This window comes from Profundibacterium mesophilum KAUST100406-0324 (genome assembly GCF_009835145.1).
GTDB classification, from domain to species: domain Bacteria; phylum Pseudomonadota; class Alphaproteobacteria; order Rhodobacterales; family Rhodobacteraceae; genus Profundibacterium; species Profundibacterium mesophilum.
Genome location: NZ_APKE01000001.1, coordinates 93,607 through 116,985 on the forward strand (window position 1 = coordinate 93,607; position 23,379 = coordinate 116,985).

General features: G+C 67.5%; 21 protein-coding genes. 9 read left to right on the plus strand and 12 right to left on the minus strand.

The features are described 5' to 3' along the window. Window positions 1-5: 5 nt before the first annotated feature. On the plus strand, window positions 6-2,192 hold the full coding sequence (gene selD / locus PMES_RS00400) for a selenide, water dikinase SelD (RefSeq protein WP_159963549.1): 2,187 nt from the start codon (window positions 6-8) through the stop codon (window positions 2,190-2,192). Between the two features lie 20 nt (window positions 2,193-2,212). Here the strand turns inward: selD and mnmH are convergent, their stop codons facing one another. Further along, window positions 2,213-3,283: a tRNA 2-selenouridine(34) synthase MnmH gene (gene mnmH / locus PMES_RS00405; RefSeq protein WP_159963550.1), complete on the minus strand. Its 1,071-nt coding sequence runs from the start codon at window positions 3,281-3,283 to the stop codon at window positions 2,213-2,215. A 169-nt stretch (window positions 3,284-3,452) separates the two neighbouring features. Between mnmH and PMES_RS00410 the strand changes: the two genes are divergently transcribed. After that, window positions 3,453-4,247, plus strand: a complete 795-nt coding sequence (locus PMES_RS00410) for a lytic murein transglycosylase (RefSeq protein ID WP_159963617.1) — start codon at window positions 3,453-3,455, stop codon at window positions 4,245-4,247. Window positions 4,248-4,289: 42 nt separating this feature from the next. Here the strand turns inward: PMES_RS00410 and PMES_RS00415 are convergent, their stop codons facing one another. From PMES_RS00415 to PMES_RS00430, 4 genes are read right to left on the minus strand one after another with little or no spacing between them, the layout of a single operon-like run. Continuing rightward, window positions 4,290-5,297 (minus strand): diguanylate cyclase, encoded by a 1,008-nt coding sequence (locus PMES_RS00415; protein WP_159963551.1) that lies wholly within the window; start codon window positions 5,295-5,297, stop codon window positions 4,290-4,292. After that, window positions 5,294-5,896 carry a heme NO-binding domain-containing protein gene (locus PMES_RS00420; protein ID WP_159963552.1) on the minus strand — a complete coding sequence of 201 codons (603 nt, stop codon included), beginning with the start codon at window positions 5,894-5,896 and terminating at the stop codon, window positions 5,294-5,296. The genes PMES_RS00415 and PMES_RS00420 overlap by 4 nt, the downstream gene beginning before the upstream one ends. Before the next feature lie 57 nt (window positions 5,897-5,953). Further along, complete coding sequence (locus PMES_RS00425) at window positions 5,954-6,742, minus strand: HAD family hydrolase (RefSeq protein ID WP_159963553.1); 789 nt, start codon at window positions 6,740-6,742, stop codon at window positions 5,954-5,956. Between the two features lie 2 nt (window positions 6,743-6,744). Beyond that, the gene (locus tag PMES_RS00430) at window positions 6,745-7,023 is read right to left on the minus strand and encodes a DUF3572 domain-containing protein (RefSeq protein ID WP_159963554.1); all 279 of its coding nucleotides are present in this window, start codon (window positions 7,021-7,023) and stop codon (window positions 6,745-6,747) included. A 93-nt stretch (window positions 7,024-7,116) separates the two neighbouring features. Here PMES_RS00430 and PMES_RS00435 point away from each other — a divergent pair, with 93 nt between their 5' ends. From PMES_RS00435 to PMES_RS00445, 3 genes are all read left to right on the plus strand, one after another. Continuing rightward, window positions 7,117-8,592 carry a diguanylate cyclase gene (locus PMES_RS00435; protein ID WP_159963555.1) on the plus strand — a complete coding sequence of 492 codons (1,476 nt, stop codon included), beginning with the start codon at window positions 7,117-7,119 and terminating at the stop codon, window positions 8,590-8,592. Window positions 8,593-8,876: 284 nt separating this feature from the next. Continuing rightward, entirely contained in the window at window positions 8,877-9,332 is a 456-nt protein-coding gene (locus tag PMES_RS00440; protein ID WP_159963556.1) for a DUF983 domain-containing protein, read from the plus strand. A 27-nt stretch (window positions 9,333-9,359) separates the two neighbouring features. Beyond that, a complete protein-coding gene (locus PMES_RS00445; protein ID WP_159963557.1) occupies window positions 9,360-10,055 on the plus strand; it encodes an NUDIX hydrolase in 696 nt (231 codons plus the stop codon). 92 nt (window positions 10,056-10,147) lie between these two features. Here the strand turns inward: PMES_RS00445 and PMES_RS00450 are convergent, their stop codons facing one another. The 3 genes from PMES_RS00450 to PMES_RS00460 all read right to left on the minus strand — a co-directional run bounded on the left by PMES_RS00450 (window position 10,148) and on the right by PMES_RS00460 (window position 12,522). Continuing rightward, window positions 10,148-10,714, minus strand: a complete 567-nt coding sequence (locus tag PMES_RS00450; RefSeq protein ID WP_236549640.1) for a thioesterase family protein — start codon at window positions 10,712-10,714, stop codon at window positions 10,148-10,150. A 95-nt stretch (window positions 10,715-10,809) separates the two neighbouring features. Next, a complete protein-coding gene (locus PMES_RS00455) occupies window positions 10,810-11,379 on the minus strand; it encodes a lipocalin family protein (RefSeq protein ID WP_236549641.1) in 570 nt (189 codons plus the stop codon). Between the two features lie 102 nt (window positions 11,380-11,481). Continuing rightward, window positions 11,482-12,522: an aldo/keto reductase gene (locus PMES_RS00460; RefSeq protein WP_159963559.1), complete on the minus strand. Its 1,041-nt coding sequence runs from the start codon at window positions 12,520-12,522 to the stop codon at window positions 11,482-11,484. 104 nt (window positions 12,523-12,626) lie between these two features. On the opposite strand from PMES_RS00460, the gene PMES_RS00465 reads away from it, so the two are divergent. After that, window positions 12,627-13,265 carry an ImuA family protein gene (locus PMES_RS00465; protein ID WP_236549642.1) on the plus strand — a complete coding sequence of 213 codons (639 nt, stop codon included), beginning with the start codon at window positions 12,627-12,629 and terminating at the stop codon, window positions 13,263-13,265. A 96-nt stretch (window positions 13,266-13,361) separates the two neighbouring features. After that, a complete protein-coding gene (gene metG, locus PMES_RS00470; RefSeq protein WP_159963560.1) occupies window positions 13,362-15,068 on the plus strand; it encodes a methionine--tRNA ligase in 1,707 nt (568 codons plus the stop codon). A 127-nt stretch (window positions 15,069-15,195) separates the two neighbouring features. Here the strand turns inward: metG and PMES_RS00475 are convergent, their stop codons facing one another. From PMES_RS00475 to aceE, 4 genes are read right to left on the minus strand one after another with little or no spacing between them, the layout of a single operon-like run. Continuing rightward, on the minus strand, window positions 15,196-15,660 hold the full coding sequence (locus tag PMES_RS00475; RefSeq protein WP_159963561.1) for a hypothetical protein: 465 nt from the start codon (window positions 15,658-15,660) through the stop codon (window positions 15,196-15,198). Window positions 15,661-15,687: 27 nt separating this feature from the next. Beyond that, on the minus strand, window positions 15,688-17,445 hold the full coding sequence (gene lpdA / locus PMES_RS00480; protein ID WP_159963562.1) for a dihydrolipoyl dehydrogenase: 1,758 nt from the start codon (window positions 17,443-17,445) through the stop codon (window positions 15,688-15,690). 13 nt (window positions 17,446-17,458) lie between these two features. After that, window positions 17,459-18,811, minus strand: a complete 1,353-nt coding sequence (locus PMES_RS00485; protein ID WP_159963563.1) for a dihydrolipoyllysine-residue acetyltransferase — start codon at window positions 18,809-18,811, stop codon at window positions 17,459-17,461. Between the two features lie 25 nt (window positions 18,812-18,836). Next, window positions 18,837-21,491 carry a pyruvate dehydrogenase (acetyl-transferring), homodimeric type gene (gene aceE / locus PMES_RS00490; RefSeq protein ID WP_159963564.1) on the minus strand — a complete coding sequence of 885 codons (2,655 nt, stop codon included), beginning with the start codon at window positions 21,489-21,491 and terminating at the stop codon, window positions 18,837-18,839. A gap of 449 nt (window positions 21,492-21,940) precedes the next feature. Here aceE and hisB point away from each other — a divergent pair, with 449 nt between their 5' ends. Together hisB and hisH are read left to right on the plus strand one after the other, a co-directional pair. Further along, on the plus strand, window positions 21,941-22,528 hold the full coding sequence (gene hisB, locus PMES_RS00495; protein WP_159963565.1) for an imidazoleglycerol-phosphate dehydratase HisB: 588 nt from the start codon (window positions 21,941-21,943) through the stop codon (window positions 22,526-22,528). A gap of 103 nt (window positions 22,529-22,631) precedes the next feature. Next, window positions 22,632-23,273 (plus strand): imidazole glycerol phosphate synthase subunit HisH, encoded by a 642-nt coding sequence (hisH, locus tag PMES_RS00500; RefSeq protein WP_159963566.1) that lies wholly within the window; start codon window positions 22,632-22,634, stop codon window positions 23,271-23,273. Window positions 23,274-23,379: the final 106 nt, after the last annotated feature.

Consider the following 23,379-nt stretch of genomic DNA (forward strand, 5'->3'; position numbering starts at 1 on the left):
CCGCCATGCGTTCCGCCCCCCTGCCCCTGACCCGTGACCTGGTCCTCGTCGGCGGGGGTCATGCCCATGCCCTCGTGCTGCGCGCCTGGGGCATGGACCCTCTGCCCGGCGCAAGGTTGACGATCATCAATCCCGAGCCGGCGGCGCCCTATACCGGGATGCTTCCGGGGCATGTGGCGGGCCATTACGCGCGCGACATGCTCGATATCGACCTTGTCAAGCTGGCGCGTTTCGCCGGGGCCCGGTTGATCCTCGGCAAGGTCGACCGGATCGACCGCGCGGCGCGGGAGATCGGCATCGGGGGGCGCGTGATCGGCTATGACGTGGCCAGTCTCGATATCGGCATTCATTCCCGGATGCCCGACATGCCGGGATTCTCCGAACATGCCGTCGCGGCAAAGCCTCTCGATCGCTACGCCGATCGCTGGGAGGCTCATCTTCGCGCGCTCGGCCGCGGCACCGCGCCGGACGGCATCGCGGTCATCGGGGGCGGCGTCGGCGGGGTCGAGCTTGCCATGGCCATGGCCCATGGCGCACGGAGGGCGTCGGGCCGGCCCGCCGAAGTCACGGTGATCGATGCGGGTGATGCGCTGAGCGCGATCGGCCGCGGCGCGCGCGCGGCTCTGCACGGCGCGATGACGCGGCTCGGGGTCAGGCTCATCGAGGGGGCCGGGATCACGCGGATCGAGGAGAGATCGGTGCTTCTCGACGACGGGCGCCGCATCAAGGCCGGCTTCGTCGTCGGCGCCGCCGGCGCGCGGCCCCATGACTGGCTCTGCGGCACCGGGCTGGCGCTCGAGCGCGGCTTCGTCCGCGTCGGCCCCACCCTGCAAAGCAGCGATCCGTCGATCTTCGCGGCCGGTGACTGCGCGCATCTCGATCACGCTCCGCGACCCAAGGCCGGCGTTTTCGCGGTGCGGCAGGCCCCGATTCTGCATCGCAACCTCAAGATCGCCCTTGGCGGCTCGGGTCGTCTGCGACGTTACAGGCCGCAAAGGGATTACCTCAAGCTGATCTCGCAAGGAAGCCGAAGCGCGGTCGCCGACAAATGGGGCATGCGTCTGGAGGGCTGGATGCTCTGGCGCTGGAAGGATCGCATCGACAGGCGGTTCATGGAACGGTTGAGCGATCTGCCCCTGATGCCGCCGCCGCGGCCGCCGCGTGATGCCGCCGATGGCCTCGTCGAACTCCTTGGCGACGGGCAGATGCCATGCGGCGGTTGCGGCGCCAAGGTGGGCATGAGCGGTCTCACGGCCGCGCTGGGCGCACTGCCCGTGCCAATGCGGCCCGATGTCGAAAAGGGAGCGGGCGACGATGCGGCGGTTCTCGATCTGGGCGGAATGCGCCAGGTGATCACCACCGATCAGCTGCGGCCCTTCACCGAGGATCCCTGGCTGATGGCGCGGATCACCACCTTGCATGCGCTGGGCGATATCTGGGCCATGGGGGCGGCGCCGCAGGCCGCGCTGCTCACCCTGACCCTGCCAAGGCTCGGCAGGCGGCTCGAGGCGCGGATGCTCGCGGAGATCATGGATGCCGCGGGCTCCACCCTGTCGCAGGCGGGTGCGGAAATCGTCGGCGGACACACCGCGACGGGGCCGGAGCTGTCGATCGGGCTGACACTGACCGGGCTTGCCGGCCAGGCGCCGATACGGATCGGCGGCGCAGAGCCCGGCGATGCGCTGATCCTGACCCGGCCGATCGGCTCGGGCGTGATCCTCGCCGCCGAGATGGCGGGCTCCGCTCCGGGCCGGGCGGTCGCCGCCGCGCTCTGCGAGATGGCACGCACGCAAGGACCGGCCGCACGGATCCTGCGCGGGGCCCACGCGATGACGGACGTGACGGGCTTCGGCCTTGCCGGGCATCTTCTGGCAATGATGGAGGCTTCAGCGACCGCCGCGCGGCTCAACCTTTCGGCCGTGCCCCTGATGGAGGGCGCGCGCGCGCTCGCACAGACTGGCACCGCCTCGACCCTGGCGCCCGAGAACCTGTCGCATTACGCCGGGCGGGTCAGCGCGGATGAACGGATCGAGGCCGCTCTCCTCTTTGATCCGCAGACCGCCGGGGGGCTTCTGGCCGCGGTTCCCCGCGCGCAGGCGGACGCCTTGCTCGCCGAGCTCGCGCAGGCTGGCTTCCGGGCGGCGGTGATCGGGGAGGTGACGCGCGGCGCTCCCTTCGTCGAACTGATCTGAGAGGCGGATCGCGCCTCGCGCTAGGGTGCGCCGTCCGCTTCGATGCTCCGCATACGCGCGGCGATGTGCCCCGCGATCCGCTCGAGCGCCGCACGGTCCAGGGCATCGGTTTCGATACGGTCGAGGAAAAGCTCGGCGTCGCGTCCGCGCTGGCGGGCATAACGCGGATCGTAATGGCGCTCCATCAGCTCGCCGGCGAGGCGTTCGAACTGCCCGGCCCGCGCAAGGGCGCGCCAGGCCGCCACCTGCTCATGCCCCTGCAGGCGCACCAGGTTGCTCAGCGTCTCGTCGAGCCTGCCGCCGTCATGAACGATATCGGTATAGGCCTCGACGAGGTAACGGGCCCGGGCCGCGGGGCTCGCGACCACTTCGATCCGCGGCGCGGCCCGCATGGCCGCCCAGAGCTGCGGCGGCAGGTTGCAGGCCCCGACGCGGCTCGATTCGGCTTCCACGAGAACGGGGCGGCTCGCGTCGAGCGCGATGATCCGCGCCGCGAGCGCGCTCTCGAAGCCCTTCTGTTCCGGCTGCCCTCCCTCCCGCGCGCCGAAGACGGAGCCGCGATGGTTCGCAAGACCCTCCAGGTCGAGAACCTGCGCACCTTGCTCCGCCGCGCGGTGCAGGATCTCCGTCTTGGCCGTCCCGGTATAGCCGTCGAGCAGGATCACCCTCGAGGCCATTGGGGTGTCGTAAAGGACCGACTTCACCGCATGCCTGTAGCTGCGATACCCGCCTTCGATCACCTCGGCGCGCCAGCCGACCTGGGTCAGGATCGAGGCGAACGAATTGGAACGCTGCCCGCCGCGCCAGCAATAGACCAGCGGCCGCCAGGCCCCGTCGAGATCGGCCAGCGGACCCTCGATATGCGCCGCGGCGTTGCGGGCCACGAGCGCGGCGCCGACCTTGCGCGCGAGGAACGGGCTCTGCTGGACATAGATGGTGCCCACGCGCGCGCGCTCCTCGTCCGACAGGACCGGAAGATTGATCGCCCCGGGCAGGTGATCCTCGGCGAATTCGGCGGGCGCGCGCACGTCGATGACCTGGTCGAAATCGTGACCGGCAAGCGCCGCGAGGGTGGTGATGCGATGAGCCATTGCCGCGCGACATAGCCCGGGCGGGACGCGGGGGGAAGCGCCCTGGCGCGATTTCGCCCCGGGGCGGCACCGCTCCGGGTGGCACCGCGCGGGGAACCAAGCCGGACCGGGCGCGGTTCCCACGCCAAGCATCATGCAACGGACAAGGAGACCGCGCGTGCCAAAAAAGATGATCGTCCTTCTCAAGGCAGGCGCCTTCCTCGCCTTCGGAAGCAGCGCCGCGCTCGCCGCGAGCTGCGGGAATACCGGATCGGGCTTCGCCGCATGGAAGCAGGAATTCGCACGCGAGGCCGCCGCGGCCGGCGTGGGTGATCGCGGTCTTCAGGCGCTTTCCTCGGCGCAATATGCCGACCGGACGATCGCGGCCGACCGCAACCAGAAGAGCTTCAACTATTCACTCGAGAAGTTCATGCAGGTGCGCGGCGCCGATACGATCGTCGCGCAGGGCCGCAAGAGGCTGGCCCGCGATCCCGACTTCTATCGTTCGCTCGAGGCGGCCTACGGCGTTCCCGCCGGTGTCCTCATCGCCATTCATGGCATGGAAACGGCCTTCGGCAGCTTCATGGGCGACAGCAACGTCGTCTCCGCGATCACAACCCTGGCCTATGACTGCCGGCGTTCCGACTTCTTCACCCCGCATGCGCTCGCGGCGCTGATGATGGTGGATCGCGGGAGCATGGCCGCGGGCGCGATCGGCGCGCGCCACGGCGAGCTTGGCCACACGCAGTTCCTGCCGGGCAACGCACTGCGCTACGGCGTGGACGGCGACGGCAACGGCGTCGTCGACCTGACGCGCGAGGCCGATGCGCTGGCCTCGACCGCCAATTACCTTCGTGCGAAGGGATGGCAGCCCGGGCGCGGCTACCAGAAGGGCGAGCCGAATTACAGCGCGATCCAGGAATGGAACGCGGCCGGGGTCTATCAGCAGGCCATCGCGATCATGGCCCAGCGCATCGACGGCTGATCGGACCCGTCCCCGGCGCCGCTCCATGTGGCGTCGGTAGGGTCAACTGGCATGGCGCGTCGGAAGCGACGCGTTGCCCCCTGCGCCGTGAAAGACCTGCTGCGCCCGGCCGAGGCGCTTGGCCACGTAGAGCGCGCGGTCCGCATCCTCGAGCATCTGCCCGGGATTCGGCCGGGCGTAGAGATCGCTGGTCGTCGTGCCGAGGCTCGCCGAGATCCGGCAGACCGTTCCCGCATAATCAATCGGCGCTTCGAGACGCTCGATGATCCGTGCGCCGCTGGAGCGCAGGGCGGCGTGATCGACCAACCCGTCAAGCAGGATGGTGAACTCGTCGCCGCCCACGCGGGCTACCAGATCGGTGTTGCGCGTCGAATTGAGAAGGATGCAGGCGACCTTCCTGAGGACATGATCGCCGGCCGCGTGGCCCAGCGTGTCGTTGACCTGCTTGAACAGGTCGAGATCGAGATGCGTGATCGCGAAAGGCCGCTTCTGTTCGATCATCCTGTGCAGGACCTGATCGAGGGCGCGGCGGTTGCGTAGCCCGGTGAGGGTATCGGTGAAAGCCTGCGCCTCGGCGGTGAGGCGCGCGCCTTCGAGACGCTGGATGAGCTGGCGCGATTCGGCCATTGCCGCCGATTTGGCCTCGACCAGGTAGAGCATGTCGATCGTCATGTCCGTCGGCGCGAAATCCGTGCAGGTCAACCTGTAGCGTGACAGATCCGACAATTCCGACAGGGCCAGCGAGAGGTTCAGGATCGCGCCCGACCCGAGCCTGACCAGTTGCCCGCGCATCCGCGTGCCATGCCCGGCGCGCAGCGTGACATGGAGCGTGCGTCCCTCGGCGCGCATGATGGCGGCATCGCTGGACAAGCCCGCCGGGCGCCGGATCGCGAGCAGCTCGCTGACACCGCGCCCGACCAGGCGCGCCTGCGGGGCGAGCTTGGCAAGGCTTGGCCCGACATGCGTGACCCTGCCTTGCGCATCGAGGCGCAGATGCATGGGGATCAGCTGATCGAAGGGATCGACTGCGGGCTTTGGCGGGACGCTCATGACTGCAACGCCGACAGATCAAAGCTGCGGCCCGCTGTAAACTGAGCCGAGAGAAGCCGGATGGTAATCGCGCAATCGTTCGAACGCGCGACCCCGGGCGCGGGCGCCGAGCATTCCAGGTAAACGAGCGCGCCGTAATCGTCCGCCATCGCGCGCAGCATCCCCAGCGCCACGTGGTACAGCCTGTAGGGCAGCTGCTCGCAGCACAGCGCGTAATGTCCGTCACCGTCCTGCGTCAGGCACAGGACGGGGAACTCCAGCTCCGGCATCGCCAGCAGCACCCGGTCGCGCAGATCATCGAGCGAATGCAGGAAATCGACATAGCTGTCGCCACCGAAACGCAAGAGCCGGCGCACGCGTCCCATCGTGGGATGGGAGACGAGATAGGTTCCCAGATCCTCGAGCAGTATCTCCTGCGGCTTGTCGAGAAGGCGTGACGCCGATGCGAGCACGCGCCAGGTCAGAACGTCGTCATAGACGAGCATCGGCTCGAATTCTTCGATCTTCAGCGCCGAAAGCTTCCTGACAGACTGCCAGACGCGGTCCCCGTAAGTATCGCGCAGAAAACACTGCAAAGCGCGGTTGAACAAGCCGTGCATACCGTTCCATCCCTCTGCCCCGGGATCGAGCATAGAACCCGCCGCTTAACGAAATGCTTAACCGCTGCCGGTCCCGCGCGCCCCGGTAGCTTGCCCAGGCTCCGGAACCGCCCCGCCATCGAGCCAGGCCGGCAATGCCCCGATATCGGGCAGGATCACGTCGGCGGCGGCTGCAAGCTCGTCGCGGCGCGCAGGGCCGCTCAGCACACCGACCGCGATCATGCCCGCCACTCGGGCCGCCTTCAGATCGTGCAGGCTGTCGCCGATCATCGCGACCGATCCGGGATCGAGCGCCATGGCCGAGGCAAAGGCGAGGAGCTGTCCCGGCTCGGGCTTGCCGCCATGGCCGCTGTCGTAGCCGGCGACGAAATCGAGGAGTCCGAGCGCACCGGCGCGCTCGAGCTGCGCGCGCGCGGCGGCCTCGGCATCATTCGTCGCGACCCCGAGGGCCAGCCCGCGGGCCGCCAAGGCCTGCAGGAGTGGCACGAGCGGGACGGCCTCGGCCTGCGGTGCCGCGCGGGCGGCCTCGTCCATGCGCCGCTCGAGCGAGGCGCGATCCCATTCGGGCAGGTAAGGCAGCATCCTGGCCGCGATCTGCGCGCCGGTCTCCGCGATGATCGGGCTGCCCGGCAGGAACCTCCCGCTCGCCAGCTCGAAGCCCAGCGCGGCTGCGATGGCCTCCGCGCGGCCCGCGTCTTTCGCGGAAAGCTCGACGATCATCTCGCGCGACCACGCCGACCAGGTGGCATGGAAGTCGAAGAGCGTGCCGTCCTTGTCGAAAAGGATGCCGGCGATGTTCCGGCCGGTCGCGGGCCGCCGGGGCGCGTCTTTCGGTTGCCGCTCCATGATCAGGTCCAATGCACCTGCGCCCCGCCGGGCAAGGCCTGCCGCGCGCGCATGGGCATCTCCGGCGGCAGGGCCGCGTCGTTGCAGAACCGCGTCACCCAAGCATCGTCCATCATCACGAAATCGAGCACCGCGCCAAGGAAATGCGGATCGGCCGCGGCGCTGCGCAGACTGTCGATATCGGCACCGCTCGCCCCGAGGAACGTCATCAGCAATTCCTCGTCCGCCGCAAGCCATCCGAGCGCCTTGATCGCGATGCGTTCAGCGTAGTCCTGGTCCATTTGTCGGAAACCTTCGTAAAAATGAAAGGGTTTGTTAATTCTTCGGATACCATTGTGTAGAGCATCGATCGACCTGTGTTTGAAGGAACAGCCATGGGGCGCCGCATCCTCATTATCCAGACGGAGGCGACTGATCGCATCGCGCTCAAGGCGATGCTCGGAGTTGCGCGTTACGACGTGATCCAGGCGGCTGGTGGAGCCGAGGCGATGGCCCTGCTGCGCGAGGGACCGGCCGCGCTCATCATCTGCGACATGGACATGCCCGACATGGATGCGAAAGCCTTCTGTGCGCGGCTCTCCGCACTTGGCCACGATGCGCCCGCGGTGCTGGTCCTGGCGCGCGGGAACGATGCGCATCGCCGGCTCGATGTGCTCCGCGCGGGCGCTGGCGCCGTCCTTGCCCGACCCTGCGCCAAGAGCTGGCTGCTGGCGCATATCCGAAGTCTTCTGCGAGCCCGTGACGCAGGGATCGAGCTGCGCCGGCGCGAGACGACCGCATCGCGGTTCGGCTTTGCCGAGGCCGCGCCGGGATTCGCGCCCTCGCCGCGCTGCGTCCTGATCGAGGACGCGCCGCAGACGGGTGCCCCCGGGACGGGGCCGGCGGCCGATTGTGCCGGCTTCGCAAGCGGCGTGCAGCGCCGGCTTTTCCGCCGCATGAGCCCGGAGGAGGCGCTCGGACAGGCCGAGGGTGCGGGGCTTCCCGATGTCTACCTGCTGCAGATAGACGGCGATGATCCGGAGGCTGGGCTGGCCTTGCTGGCCGAATTGCGCAGCCATCCCGCGACGCGCCACGCGGCGATTCTCGTCCTGCACGGCCCTGAAGCGCGCGAGGCGGCCGGCCGGGCGCTCGATCTCGGGGCGAACGATCTTTTCGATATCGGCTGGGGCGTCGAGGAGCTGCAACTGCGTATCCGTGCCCAGGCCGGGCGCAAGCGCGAGGCCGACCGGCTGCGCGACGTTTTCGAGGAGGGGCTTCGCCTGGCCGCGCGGGATGCGCTTACGGGGCTTTTCAACAGGCGCTACGCCATGCCCCATCTCGAGCAGATGCTCCTGTCGGCGCGCCGTGAGAAACGGCACCTTGCGGTGATGATGATCGATGTCGACCATTTCAAGAAGGTCAACGACGATCACGGGCACCAGGCCGGGGATCTCGCCCTTGCCGGCCTCGCCGCGCGGCTGCGCGAGAATCTCAGGGCGGCGGACCTGACGGCACGGATCGGGGGCGAGGAGTTTCTCGTGGCCCTTCCCGACACGACTTGCAAGGAGGCGCACGCCACCGCCGAACGCCTGCGCCTGACGATCGGCGCCACGCCCATTCCCCTGCCGGGGGGCGCGGCGCTGTGCCTGAGTGTCAGCATCGGCGTCGCCCTGTCGAACGCGATCACCGGGCCCGCGGCGGCGCTCGTCGATCTCGCGGACCAGGCGCTCTACCGGGCCAAGAGCGGCGGGCGCGACAGGGTGACGATGGCCCCTGCCCTGCCACCTCCGGTGCAGGACGCCGCGATGCGTCCCGCGCCCGCCGCGCCCCCGCCCGCCGCCAATCGCAGCGGCATGACCGGCAAGCCCTGAGCGCGGACACGCCACCCCCGGACCCGCGCCCCTGCCGGGTGAACGCGCCTCGTCGCGTCACCCGGCGGCGGGAAAGGAGGTGCATGCGGTACCGGCGCCCGCGTTCAAGAGCCCGCGGGAGGGGCGCGGCGAAATGCCGGCGCGGCCGGGCCCCACGTGGCGGAGCGCCGCGCATGGCCGGCGCGCTCTTGCGACATCCCGCCGCAAGGACAATTCGTACCCTGTCGGTGCGCCTCTCGATGCGTATTCTGCCGGCTCAGTCCCAGCGAAAGCCTCAGCGCGCGATGTATGACAGCAGTGATCCCTCAGAGCCCGAGATCGACGACGTGGAGGCGCGCCTTGCCCGCGGCGACGCGCAGGACCAGCCGGCGGCGCCATCCGAGACGAGCGAGCGTCCCTTGCGTCCCGCGCTCCTGCGCGGCTGGCGGCGCAAATGCCCCAATTGCGGCGCCGGCCCCTTGCTGAAAGCCTATCTCAAGGTGCGCGACAGTTGCCCGGTCTGCGATCAGCCGCTTCACCACCAGCGCGCCGATGACGGACCCGCCTACCTGACCATCCTGATCGTCGGACATGTCATGGCGCCGGCGATGCTCTGGGCCTTCGAGACCTTCCGGCCCGAACCCCTGGTCCTCGCGACGATTTTTTCGGTGGGATGCATTGCCCTGTCGCTCTATCTTCTGCCAAGGCTGAAAGGGGCAATCGTCGCGTTCCAGTGGGCGCGCCGCATGCACGGCTTCTGAGCCGGACAGCAAGGGCGAGGACGAGCAATGGACAGCGCGACGATCCGGGATGCGGCGACCATCATCCTGGTGCGCGACGCGGCACATGCGCCGCGGGTGCTCATGGGGCAGCGCGGCACGCGGGCGGCCTTCATGCCGAACAAGGTGGTGTTTCCCGGCGGCGCCGTCGACGCTGCCGACCGGCGCGTTCCGATGGCCCGCCCCATCCACGGCCTCTGTGCCCGGCGCCTGACCGAATCCTCGGGGCGCACGGAGCCCTCGGCGCTGCTGGCCGCGGCGATCCGGGAACTTTTCGAGGAAACGGGGCTGATCCTCGGCCATCGGCGCATCTGGCCCGGAACGCCGCCGGAGGGATGGGAGGAGTTCGCGCGGACCGGCCATATTCCCTCGCCCGCGGGAATGCGCTTCGTCTTTCGCGCGATCACGCCGCCGGGGCGGCCGAGACGCTTCGATGCGCGGTTCTTCCTCGTCGACGCGGCCCGCCTCGCCTGCGACCCGGACGACTTCTCGCGCGCCTCCGACGAGTTGAGCCATCTGCAATGGATCCCCGTGGACCGGGTGCGCGACTTCGATCTGCCCTTCATCACGAAGGTCGTGCTGAGCGAGGTGATGGCCCGATTGCCGGAACTCGACGCGCCGGCCAGCGTGCCCTTCTTTCGCAACGACGACGAAGATGCCCTGATCTGGCGCCTGGGCGAGGCGCGCGGACCCCGTCCCGTCTGACCGCGCGGGCGGCGGCGCGTGTCTTTCGCCCGGCGCCTCCAACCGCCCGTGCCGGCATTTCGCGGCATGGAGCCTTCCGGCTGCGACAGGGGTTATTCGCGCTGCGGCTTCTGCCCGACATGGCGGCCGGCGCCGCGCGGGCGCGGCAGCCCCTCATGCGCGCGGGCCAGCATCGTCAACCGCTCGGATACCGGGGGCGGCGGCACGGCGGGACGCCGCGTGGCGAGGCTGACATGCAAAAGGAACTGCTCACCCGTTGCGAGCACCCGCTCCTGCTCGAACATGGTATGGAAGAGATGCAGCTTGGGTCCCGTGGCGGCGAGGATCTGCGTCTCGACGCTTATGCGTCCACCGGCCATCGCCTCTCCAAGATGGACGATATGGGTCTCGGCGGTGAAGAAGCTGTTGCCGGCGGCGATGTATCCGGCATCGCATCCGACGATCTCCTGCACCCTGTCGGTCGCCTCGCCGAAAGCCTGGAGATAGCGCGCCTCGTTCATGTGGCCGTTATAGTCGGTCCAAGCGTCCGGGATATCGCGCTCGAGCGTCCGCAGCAGGGCATCGATCGGTCCGCGCCCGTCGGGCGCCTCGTCGAAATAGGGCTGCGGCGGTGATGCGGGGCCGGCGCCTTGCATCCGGGCTTCGTCGTCCTCGTTCATGGGGAGCTCCCTTCGGGGTCTCGCGAAGACGGCGGTGCAGGCTGCCCGCCGCACGTCTTGCCGGCGCCGCCATGGGGGCGGCATTCCCGCGGGGCTCAGGGCGGTCCGAGCGGGGCGGCGCGGTAGCCGTTGAAGAGCAGAACCTCCCGCGCCGCGGCCTGCCGGTCCGCCGAGGATCCCGGCTCGCGGTCGATGATCCACCCCGCCTCCCCGCCCGGCATTCCGATGACCGCCGTCCGGTAACCCTCATCCGCCCACAGGACCCACAGGTCCGATGGCATGCCGGTGCCCGCCCCGAAGTCCGCCTGGTATCGTCCGAGTCCCTGATAGGCGAGCGGCGCCGAGATCGTGTCTCCGGCGCCCTGCCCCGTGCACCGCAACGAGAGCCGCCCCGGAGCGAAGGTGAAGCGCTCCGGCACGCAAGCCCCGGCCGGTGCGGGAAAGCGGCCCGTGACATGCCATGGCCCATCCATCCGGCTGGGCGCGAGCATGGCCTTCGAGCTGATCATCGCGGTGACATCGCGATGACCGGGCGTCGGGACCACTTCCGCGAGCCTGTCGGGCGCGGCGCAGGCGGCCAGAAAGCCCAGCGCCGCAATGGCCAGCGCCGCCGCGCCGCGCCGTTTCCCGGAGCGCCCGGCAGCATGGTAGACTGTCTTTTTCATCGGTGCGGCCTCCCCACCATCGAGGGAATGCGATTTGCCCGGAATGCGCAAGGGACCGCGCGCGGCTGGAAGGCCGCGCCGGCCCCGCGCGCGGAACCACGCTCAGTAAGGCATGGGATGGGCCTTGTGGGCGGTCTCGATCTCCTCGATCACCTCGCCGGACAGCGTGATGGATGCCGCGCCGAGCGCGGTCTCGAGCTGGTCCATGCCGGTGGCCCCCAGGATGGGCACCGTGTGGAACGGCCGCGTCACCGTCCAGGCGAGCGCCATCTGCACCGGATCGAGCCCGTGGCGCCGCGCGATGTCGAGATAGGCCTCGATGGCCGGAAAGACGCGATCGGTCTTGCGGCCGCCCAGATCGCCGTTGAGCGACATCCGGCTGCCATCGGGGCAGGCGCCGCCCTGATATTTCCCGCTCAGAAGCCCGGCCGCGAGCGGGGAATAGGCCAGCAGCGTGACGCCCTCGTTCACGGCCGTCTCCGCCATGTCCGAATCATAAAGCCGGCACAGCAGGGAGTATTCGTTCTGCACCGTTTCGACGCGGGGTCCGTCCTTGGCCTCTGCCACGCCGTTCCATTGCACCGTGCCCCACGCGGTTTCGTTCGACAGGCCAAAGGCCCTGATCTTCCCCTCCCGGCGGAAGTCGCAAAGCGCGTCCATGACCTCGGCCATGTTGTCCAGCGTCTCGGCCCGGTCCTGTCCGGACGGATCATAGCCCCAGATCTGGCGGAAGTGATAGGAGCCGCGATTGGGCCAGTGCAGCTGGTAGAGGTCGATGCAGTCGGCCTTCAACCGCTTCAGGGAAGCCTCGAGGGCCTCGCGGATGCTGCGCCCGTTGATCCCCTCCCCGTCCCTGACGAACCCGCCATTCTTGCCCGAAACCTTGGAGGCGATGACGAGATCGCCCCGGCCCCGCTCGGCGATATAATTGCCGACGATTTCCTCGGTGCGCCCGACCGTCTCCGCCGAGACCGGGTTGACGGGATACATCTCTGCCGTGTCGAGGAAATCGATCCCGGCCTCGCGGGCACGGTCGATCTGCTCATGTCCCTCGGCCTGGGTGTTCTGGGTGCCCCAGGTCATGGTTCCGAGGCAGTATTGCGACACCTCGATACCGCTTCGTCCCAATTGCGTTCTCTTCATTGCACGGCCTTCTTTCATTCGGTGAGGCCAGAAGGGGTAGCCGGCAGGAGCGCGATGACAAGGTTTAACTTGAGAACATAAAGAGAACATGCAACACTCGCCGCATGAACATGCACCTTTCCAAGGGACTATATGCCAAGGCGTCATCCATCGACGGCGCCCCGTCGCTGCGTTTCGCAGGATCGCTGGGATTGCGCGCGGGACGGCTGCACGAGCTTTGCGGCAGGGCCAGGCGCACCCTTGCGCTGGCGGTGGCGGCACGGCAGCACGGACCGGTCTTCTGGATCGCGCCAAGCTGGCTGCGCGGCGGGCTCAATCCCGAAGGGATGCAGGCCTTGATCGATCCGGGGCGTCTGACCTTCCTCGCGCCCGGCCGGGCCGAGGATCTGCTCTGGTGTCTCGAGGAGATCCTGCGCAGCGGGGCGGTGCCGATGGCGGTGGCCGATCTGCCCGCACCCCCTGGCCTGACAGCGGTGCGCCGGCTTCACCTCGCGGCCGAGGCGGGCGCGGCGGCGGGGCGCGGACCTGCGCCGATCGGGCTGATCCTGACGCCAGAACGGGGGGGCGCGCCCGGTGTCGAGAGCCGCTGGGCGCTGGAGCCGCGCCATCACGGACCCTCCGGCAAGGCCTGGTCGCTCGAGCGTCTGCGCGCCCGCGACGCGCCGCCCGGCAGCTGGACGCTGGTCCATGGCCGGGGCGGCCTCGATGTCGCGCCCCCCGGCAGCGGCGCGCCCCCCTCCTGAGGCAGGGGCGCGCGGCGCATCGCGTCTCCGCGCCGCTTCTGGCCAGCGCGCCGGCCATCGGGTAAGGAGGCGCGAACCTTGGACAAGGCAAGACCCATGGCACGCATTCTCATCACCTCCGCAATTCCCTACATCAACGGCATCAAGCATCTGGGCAACCTCGTGGGGAGCCAGCTTCCCGCCGACCTGCACGCGCGCTACATGCGCGCCCGCGGCCACGAGGTCCTGTTCCTGTGCGCGACCGACGAGCATGGCACCCCGGCAGAGCTTGCCGCCAAGAAGGCCGGCAAGCCCGTGGCCGAATACTGCGCCGAGATGTGGGCCGTGCAAAAGGAGCTCTCCGACGGCTTCCGCCTGAGCTTCGACAAGTTCGGCCGCTCCTCCAGCCCGCAGAACCACAGGCTGACGCAGCATTTCGCGGGGCGGCTCGAGGCGGCCGGACTGATCGAGGAGATCTCCGAGCGGCAGGTCTATTCGAAGGCCGATAACCGCTTCCTGCCCGACCGCTACATCGAGGGCACCTGCCCCAATTGCGGATATGACAGGGCGCGCGGCGACCAGTGCGAGAACTGCACCAAGCAGCTCGATCCCACCGATCTCATCGAGCCGCGCAGCGCGATCTCGGGCTCCACCGACCTGGAAGTGCGCGAAACCAAGCATCTCTACCTGCGCCAGAGCCAGATGCGCGACGAGCTGCGCGCGTGGATCGACAGCAAGACCGACTGGCCGGTGCTGACCACCTCCATCGCGCGCAAATGGCTCGACGATGGCGACGGGCTGCGCGACAGGGGCATCACCCGCGATCTTGACTGGGGCATCCCGGTCAGGAAAGGCGAGGCCGACTGGCCCGGCATGGAAGGCAAGGTCTTCTATGTCTGGTTCGACGCGCCGATCGAATACATCGCCTGCGCCCGCGAATGGGCCGATGAGACCGGCCAGGACTGGGAGCGGTGGTGGCGCACCGACAAGGGCGCCGACGACGTGCGCTACGTGCAGTTCATGGGCAAGGACAACGTGCCCTTCCACACGCTTTCCTTCCCGGCCACGATCATGGGCTCGGGCGAGCCGTGGAAGCTCGTCGATTACATCAAGTCGTTCAACTACCTCAACTACGATGGCGGCCAGTTCTCGACCAGCCAGGGGCGCGGCGTCTTCATGGACCAGGCGCTCTCGATCCTGCCGGCCGATTACTGGCGCTGGTGGCTGCTGAGCCACGCGCCCGAAAACTCCGACAGCGAGTTCACATGGGAGAATTTCCAGGCCTCGGTGAACAAGGATCTCGCCGACGTTCTCGGCAATCTCGTCAGCCGCGTGACCAAGTTCTGCCGCTCGAAATTCGGCGAGACGGTGCCGCCGGAGGGAAGCTACGGTCCCGCCGAGGAGGAACTCATCGCCGAGCTCGATCGCCGACTGCGCGCCTATGAGGGGTATATGGACGCGCTCGAGCTGCGCAAGGCCTCGGCGGAGCTGCGGGCCCTGTGGGTCGCGGGGAACGAGTATCTGCAATCCACGGCGCCTTGGGCCGCCTTCAAGGAGGATCCGCAGCGCGCCGCCGCGATCATCCGCCTGTCGCTGAACCTGATCGCCTTCTACGGCGCGATCAGCGCGCCCTTCATCCCCGATGCCGCCGCCGCGATGAGCCGGGCGATGGGCGCGGATGGCGCCTGGCCGCGCGATGCCCGCACGGCCCTTGGCATGCTGGAGCCGGGCGCGGCCTTCGAGGTTCCCGAAAACCTCTTTCGCAAGATCACCGACGAAGAGCGCGACACCTGGCAGGAGACGTTTTCGGGCCGCCGCGACTGATCGCGGCGGCCCGGGCGCCGCAGGTCCCGCTCAGGGCCGGCGGCACCCGGGCCGAAGCCCCTCCGCAGGGGGGCGGACGCGGCGCGGGCGGCGGGCAACCGCCCGGGATGCCGCCCGCGCCTGATCCTCAGCTTTTCTTCTTGATGTCGTCAACGACGCCGTCGACCTGGCTCTTGACCTGGGCATAAGCCTGCTCGTTGGCCTCGCGCGTGGCCTCGGCGAGCTTCTTCATCAGGGCCAGCGCCTCCTCGACCGCCTCGTTCATGGCGGCGGTCTTGGCCTTCATCGTGCTCGACCCTGCCGTGTCCTCGGCCCATTCATACTGCTGACGCGCCGCGAGGGTCATCTTGCCGAAGATTTCCATCTGCTTGTCGAGCATGTCCTTGTAGGCTTCGGCGGCCGCCTTGTTGGCGTCGGCCATGGCCTCGAAGTTGCGCTGGTTGGCCTGGATGACCTGCTCCATGTCGAACATGGCCGGAGGCTGCTTGGGCTGGAACATCGCCATCATCGCCTGCGGGTTGAACATCCGGGTCATCTGTTCCGGGTCGAATGCCTTGAACATCTCGGTCATGTCGAACGGATTCTTGGTCATCGTCTCTCTCCCTGTTTGAACAAAGTCTCAACGTTTCTTGGGCGGCATCAGATCCGTGATCGTGCCCTCGAACATCTCGGCGGCGAAGTTCACCGTCTCGCTGAGCGTGGGATGGGGGTGGATCGTATGGCCCAGATCGACCGCGTCGGCGCCCATCTCGATGGCGAGCGCCACCTCGGCGATGAGATCCCCGGCATTGGTTCCGACGATCGCCGCGCCGATCACGCGGTCATCCTCGGGATCGAAGAGCAGCTTGGTGATGCCTTCGCTGCGTCCGTTCGAGAGCGACCGGCCGGAGGCCGCCCAGGGGAAAACACCCTTGGCGTATTTCGTGCCGTCCTTCTTGGCCTGCGTCTCGGTGACGCCGACCCAGGCGACCTCGGGATCGGTATAGGCGACCGAGGGGATCACCATCGCGTCGAAGGCCCGCTTGTGACCGGCGGCGACTTCGGCCGCGACCTTGCCCTCGTGCACGGCCTTGTGCGCCAGCATCGGCTGGCCCACCACATCGCCGATGGCGAAGATATGCGAGGCGCCGGTGCGCTGCTGGTTGTCGACCTCGATGAAGCCGCGATCGGTCACGGCAACGCCGGCCGCCCCGGCATCGATCTTGCCACCATTGGGAACGCGCCCGACGGAGACGAGGATCTTGTCGAAACTGTCGGTACTCTGCTCGCCCTTCTCGTCCTCGAAGGTGACCTTCAGGCCGTCCTCGCGCGCCTCGACATTCGTGACCTTGGTCTTGAGCAGGATCTTCTCGTAGCGCGCGGCGATGCGCTTGTGCAGCGGCTTGACGATGTCCTTGTCGGCACCGGGAATGATCTGGTCCATCAGCTCGACAACCGTCACCTTAGAGCCCAGCGCATCATAGACCGTCGCCATCTCCAGGCCGATGATCCCGCCGCCAAGAACGAGCATCCGCTCGGGGATCTCCGTGAGCTCGAGCGCCCCGGTGCTGTCGACCACGCGCGGATCGTCATGCGGGATGAACGGCAGCTTCACCGGCTCCGAGCCGGCGGCGATGATGCACTGATCGAAGCTGACGGTGCGCGTGCCCTCGTCGCCCTCGACCTCGATCATGTTGGGTCCGGTGAAACGGCCATAGCCCTGGACGGTCTGCACCTTGCGGGCCTTGGCCAGTCCCTTGAGGCCGCCGGTCAGCTGGCCGACCACCCCGTCCTTCCAGTCGCGCAGCTCGTCGATATCGATCTGCGGCTTGCCGAAGCTGATGCCGTTCTCGCCCATCTCCTCGGCCTCGGAAATGACCTTTGCCGCGTGCAGCAGCGCCTTGGACGGAATGCAGCCCACGTTGAGGCAAACGCCGCCGAGCGAGGGGTATTTCTCGATCAGAACGACCGATTTGCCCAGATCGGCCGCCCGGAAGGCGGCGGTGTAGCCGCCGGGACCCGAGCCCAGCACGACGACCTCGGCATGGATGTCGCCCTTGCCCGACGCGCTGCCGGTGGGCCTGGAGGCCTGCGGCTTGCGCTGCACATCGGCATCGGGCTTGACCGCGCCGCCCTCGGGGGCGCCGTCCGCGGGGGTATCGGCGTCCTCGGCCACGTCGAAGACCATGATGACGGAGCCTTCCGAAACCTTGTCGCCCTCCTTGACGCGGATTTCCTTGACGGTGCCGTCATTGGGGGACGGCACCTCCATGGTGGCCTTGTCGGATTCGAGCTCGATCAGCGGGTCTTCCTTCGAGACGGTGTCGCCGACCGAGACGAGGACGCTGACCACCGGAACGTCGGTGAAATCACCGATATCGGGAACCTTGATTTCCATCTGGCAGGCCCCCTTACAGCATCAGCCGCCGGGCATCGCCCAGCAGGTATTTCAGATGCGCGGCGAAGCGCGCGGCGAGCGCGCCGTCGATCGCCCGGTGATCGTAGCTGAGCGACATGGGCAGCATGTTGCGCGGCTCGAACTCGCTGCCGTTCCAGACCGGCTTCATCGCCGAGCGGGTCAGCCCGAGGATCGCCACCTCGGGCGCGTTGACGATCGGGGTGAAGGAGGTGCCGCCGATCCCGCCCAGCGACGAGATGGTGAAGGTCGCGCCCTTCATGTCGTCACCCTTGAGCTTGCCGTCGCGGGCCGCGGCGCTCAGGTTCATCAGGTCATGCGAGATCTCGGTGATGCCCTTGCGGTCGGCATCCTTGATCACCGGCACCATCAGCCCGTTCGGCGTGTCGGCGGCGAAGCCGATATTGTAATAGTGCTTGCGGATCAGCTTGTCGCCATCGGGGTGGATGGAGCTGTTGAACTCCCAATGTTTCTTGAGCGCGTTGACGCTGGCCTTGACCAGGAACGACAGGAGCGTCACCCGGTAGCCATCCGCCTTCGCCTGCGTGTCGAGCTCCTTGCGATAGGCGTCGAGCTCGGTGATGTCGGCCTCCTCGTTGTGGGTGACATGCGGAATGTTGAGCCAGGAGCGGTGCAGCGCGGGGCCGGACAGTTTCTTGATCCGCGACATCTCGACATCCTCGACGGAGCCGAACTTGGAGAAGTCCACCGCCGGGATCGGCGGAATGCCCATCCCGCCCTGCGCCGTGCCGGAGGCCGCGGCGGCCGGGGCCGAGGATTTGAGCGCCTTCATCACGTCCTCGCGCAGGATGCGGCCCTTGCGGCCCGATCCGTTGACCTGCGCCAGATCGACATCGACGGTGCGCGCGAAGGCCCTGACCGAAGGGGATGCGTGGACCTTGCCATGCCCACGATCCATAACCGCGCCATCGGATCTCTGCGCGTCCTGCGAGGCGGCGTAGGGCTGCGGCGCGGCGGGTTGTCCGCTCCCGCCCTTGCCCGCGTCGGATTTGCCCGTATCGGACTTTCCGGTATCGGCCTTGGCGGAGGTTTCCTCCTTGTCCTTGTTCGGCGCCTTCTTGTCGTCCTCGTCCACGTCCGAGCCGCCCGATCCGCTCTCCTCGATCGTCAGGATCACCGCGCCTTCGGAGACCTTGTCGCCCTCCTTCACGCGGATCTCCTTGACCGTCCCGGAGGCCGAGGACGGCACTTCCATCGTGGCCTTGTCGGATTCCAGCTCGATCAGCGGATCTTCCTTCTCGATGCTGTCACCCACGCTCACGAGCACGGTGATCACCGGAACATCGTCGAAATCGCCGATATCGGGAACTTTGACTTCGGTTGCCATATGTCTTGTCTCCTCTCGTCCGCGCTCAGACCAGCCGCGGGTTCGGCTTCTCGCCGTCGATGTCGTATTTCTTGAGTGCCTTCTCCAGATCACCCTTGCCGATCGCCCCCTGCTTGTAGAGGTCGACCATCGCCGCGGCGGCGATGTGGTTGGCATCCACCTCGAAGAAGCGGCGCAGGTTCACCCGGCTGTCGGACCGGCCGTAGCCGTCCGTGCCCAGAACGGTGAAGGGCTGCTCCACGAAACCGCGGATCTGCTCGGCATAGTTCTTCATGTAGTCGGTCGCGCAGATGATCGGGCCCTTCGCGCCCGAAAGCGTCTGCGTGACATAGGGCACCTTCGGCTCGGAAAACGGGTTGAGCCTGTTCCAGCGGGCGCAATCCTGCCCGTCGCGGGCCAGCTCGTTGAAGGAGGTGGCCGACCAGATATCCGCGCTGACGCCGAAATCCTCCTCGAGCATCCGCGCCGCGCGGATCGCCTGCATCAGGATCGTCCCCGAGCCCATCAGGTTGACGTGCTTCTTGCCGGGCTTGGAGGTCTTGCGCAGCCTGTAGAGCCCCTTGATGATCCCCTCCTCGGCGCCCATCGGCATATCGGGATGGGCGTAGTTCTCGTTCATCAGCGTGAGGTAGAAATAGACGTCTTCCTGGTCGACGAACATCCGCTGGAGCCCGTGCTGCACGATCACCGCGACCTCGTAGCTGAAGGTGGGATCATAGCTGATGCAGTTGGGGATGGTGCCGGCGAGGATGTGGCTGTGCCCGTCCTCGTGCTGCAGGCCTTCGCCGTTGAGCGTGGTGCGCCCCGCGGTGCCGCCCAGCATGAAGCCACGCGCCCGGCTGTCGCCCGCCGCCCATGCCAGATCGCCGATCCGCTGGAAGCCGAACATCGAGTAGTAGATGTAGAACGGGATCATCGGCACGCCGTGGTTCGAATAGGACGTGGCGGCCGCGATCCAGTCGGACATGGCGCCGGCCTCGTTGATGCCCTCCTGGAGCACCTGCCCGTCGGCGCTTTCCTTGTAGAACATCATCTGGTCGGCATCCTGGGGCGTGTAGTTCTGCCCCAGCGGGTTGTAGATGCCCACCGAGCGGAACAGTCCCTCCATGCCGAACGTGCGCGATTCGTCGGGCACGATGGGCACCACGCGCTTGCCGATCTTCTTGTCGCGCAGCAGCGTCGTGAGGATCCGCACGAAGGCCATGGTGGTCGAGATTTCGCGATCTCCGGTGCCCTTGAGCTGACCCTCGAAGGCATCGAGCGCCGGGATCTCGAGCTTCTCGCTGTCGGAGTGCCGCGCCGGGAACGCGCCGCCCAGTTCCTTGCGCCGGTCTGCGAGATAGGCCTTCTGCGCGTTGTTGAGCGTCACGAAGGGCGCCTTGGGCAGATCCTCGTCAGAGACCGGGATCTGGAAGCGGTCACGCATCGCGCGAAGCTGATCCTCGTCCATCTTCTTTTGCTGGTGGGTGGTGTTCTGGCCCTCGCCGGCCTTGCCCATCCCGTAGCCCTTGACCGTCTTGACCAGCAGGCAGACGGGCGCGCCCTTCACCTCGGTCGCGCGCTTGAACGTGGTATAGACCTTGCGCACGTCATGCCCGCCGCGCCGCAGGTTCCAGATCTGCTCGTCGCTCCAATCCTCGACCAGCGCGGCCGTTTCGGGATACTTGCCGAAGAAATGCTCGCGGATATAGGCGCCGTCCTTCGATTTGAAGGTCTGGTAGTCGCCGTCGACGGTCTCTTCCATGAGCTGGCGCAGGCGGCCGGAGGTGTCGTTCTCCAGAAGCTCGTCCCAGCCGCGGCCCCAGAGAAGCTTGTAAACCTCCCAGCCGGCACCGCGGAAGTGACCCTCGAGCTCCTGCACGATCTTGGAGTTGCCGCGCACCGGCCCGTCGAGCCGCTGCAGGTTGCAGTTCACCACGAAGATGAGGTTGTCGAGACCCTCGCGGGCGGCAAGGGCGATGGCGCCGAGGCTCTCGGGCTCGTCCATCTCGCCGTCGCCAAGAAAGCACCAGACCTTGCGGTCGGCCATGTCGATCAGACCGCGGTTGTGCATGTATTTCATGAACCGCGCCTGGTAGATCGCCATCAGCGGGCCAAGACCCATCGAGACGGTCGGAAACTGCCAGTAATCGGGCATCAGCCACGGATGCGGATAGGAGGACAGCCCGCCCCCGTCGACCTCGGAGCGGAAGCTCTCGAGCTGCTCCTGGCTGATCCGCCCTTCCATGAAACTGCGCGCGTAGATGCCGGGGACCACGTGACCCTGGAAGAATACGAGATCGCCGCCATGCATCGACGAGCGTGCCCGCCAGAAATGGTTCAGGCCGATATCGTACATCGCGGCCGAGGAGGCGAAGCTGGCGATATGGCCGCCATATTCGCTGCTCTCCTTGTTGCGCCGCACCACGGTGGCCATCGCGTTCCAGCGGTTGATCGTGCGGATGCGCCATTCCATCTCGCTGTCGCCGGGTATCTCCAGCAGGTCATCGGCGGGGATGGTGTTCTGGTAGGGGGTCGTGGCGCTGAAGGGGAGCTGGGCGCCGGCGGCACGGGCCTGCTGCACCGCCTTGTCGAGAAGAAAATGCGCCCGGTCCGCGCCGTCACGCGCGATGACGTCCTCGATCGCCTCCTGCCATTCTTGCGATTCGACCGGATCGATATCGGGTGTTCCGTCTTTCATGAGTGCCTCCCGTGACGAGATGAGTGAGCTGCGCATCCGGCGGCCCCGAGGGCCAGGCGTAGCGCGAAACGTGTTGGGGGAACGACGCGAGGGTGCACCGGGTGACGGGTCGACCGTTGCATACCGAGGATGCCGACGTGGCTCCGCCCATGCATTCGGGATCGTTCTGTCATCCGTGCTCCTCCTCGCCCGCGCAGCGCGGGGTCCCCTCGGCCGGTCTTAGACCGCGGCCGCCGGCGGCGATACCGCCGCGCAGGGAATACCCGCTATGCTCTTTTCGCTGCTCTCGAATGCGTTCCATGTTCGCGGTAACGTTCTGCAAGGACGCTCCGAGTGCAATCGTTTTCCTTCCCTTGCGTCAGAACACGCGCTTTTCGAGCGAACTTCCAGCCCTTTCATTAAGGTCGCACCCGTTCTATAACCCACGCGCCCGCGATCAGGAGTGCTCGATGCGCAAAGCCACCATCACCAGAACGACAGCAGAGACCGAGATCGAAGTCGAGATCGATCTCGACGGCAGTGGCCGCGCGGACATGGCGACGGGGGTCGGCTTCTTCGATCACATGCTCGATCAGCTGGCGCGCCATTCCCTGATCGACATGCGCATAACCTGCCGGGGCGATCTGCATATCGACGATCACCACACGGTCGAGGATTGCGGTATCGCTCTGGGTCAGGCGCTGAGCCGCGCACTCGGCAACAAGCGCGGGATCAACCGTTACGGCGAATGCGCGCTGCCGATGGACGACACGCTGGTGCGCTGCGCGCTCGATCTGTCGGGCCGTCCCTGGCTTGCCTGGAACGTGCAGATGACCGCCCCCGCGATCAAGGGCTTCGACACCGAGCTGGTGCGCGAATTTTTCCAGGCGCTGAGCACCCATTCGGGCATGACGCTGCATCTCGATCTCGTGCGCGGGATCAACAGCCATCACATCGCCGAGGCGACCTTCAAGGCGGCCGCGCGGGCGTTGCGCCGCGCGGTCGAGCCCGATCCGCGCCAATCGGATGCGATCCCCTCGACCAAGGGCAGCCTCTGACCGGGCTCCGGCCCGCCCGCACCGAGGCGAATGCGCGGACCTGCGCCCTGCCGGCCGCCGCCGCGCTGCGTCAACCCCCTTCCCCCATTCGCGGAGGCTTTCGATGCTCACGGTTCTGATCGATTACGACAGCGGCAACCTGCATTCCGCCGAGAAGGCGTTCCAGCGCGTCGCCAACGAGACCAACGGCGGCGACGTCCTCGTGTCGAGCCTTCCCGAGGACGTGGCCCGCGCCGACAGGATCGTCCTGCCCGGTGACGGCGCTTTCCCCGCCTGCCGGAACGCCCTCACCCGGGACCGCGCCGCGCTCTACGAGGCGTTGATCGACGCCGTGGAGACACGCGGCCGTCCGTTCCTCGGCATCTGTGTGGGAATGCAGCTGATGGCCCGGTGCGGGCATGAATACGAGCCGACGCAGGGGTTTGGCTGGATCGACGGGGAAGTGACCGCGATCCGCCCCTCCGATCCGGCGCTCAAGGTGCCGCATATGGGCTGGAACGACCTCGTGATCGACCGGACGCACCCGGTGATCGAGGGTTTGCGCTCAGGGGATCACGCGTATTTCGTTCATTCCTACCAGATGGAGATGAGCGATCCCTCGCAGCGCCTGGCCCATTGCGAGCATGGCGGTCCGGTCACCGCCATCGTCGCGTCGGAAACGCGGATCGGGGCGCAATTCCACCCCGAGAAAAGCCAGGAGGCGGGCCTTCGGCTGATCGCCAACTTCCTCCACTGGACCCCGTAGCGGACGGGCTTCATCGGACGAAGCCGCGCGGGCGGGCTCATGCATGCCGGTCCGGTTGGATGAACGTGCCCCGGGCGCATCGAGGCCGAACGGGGCGAAGGCGCGG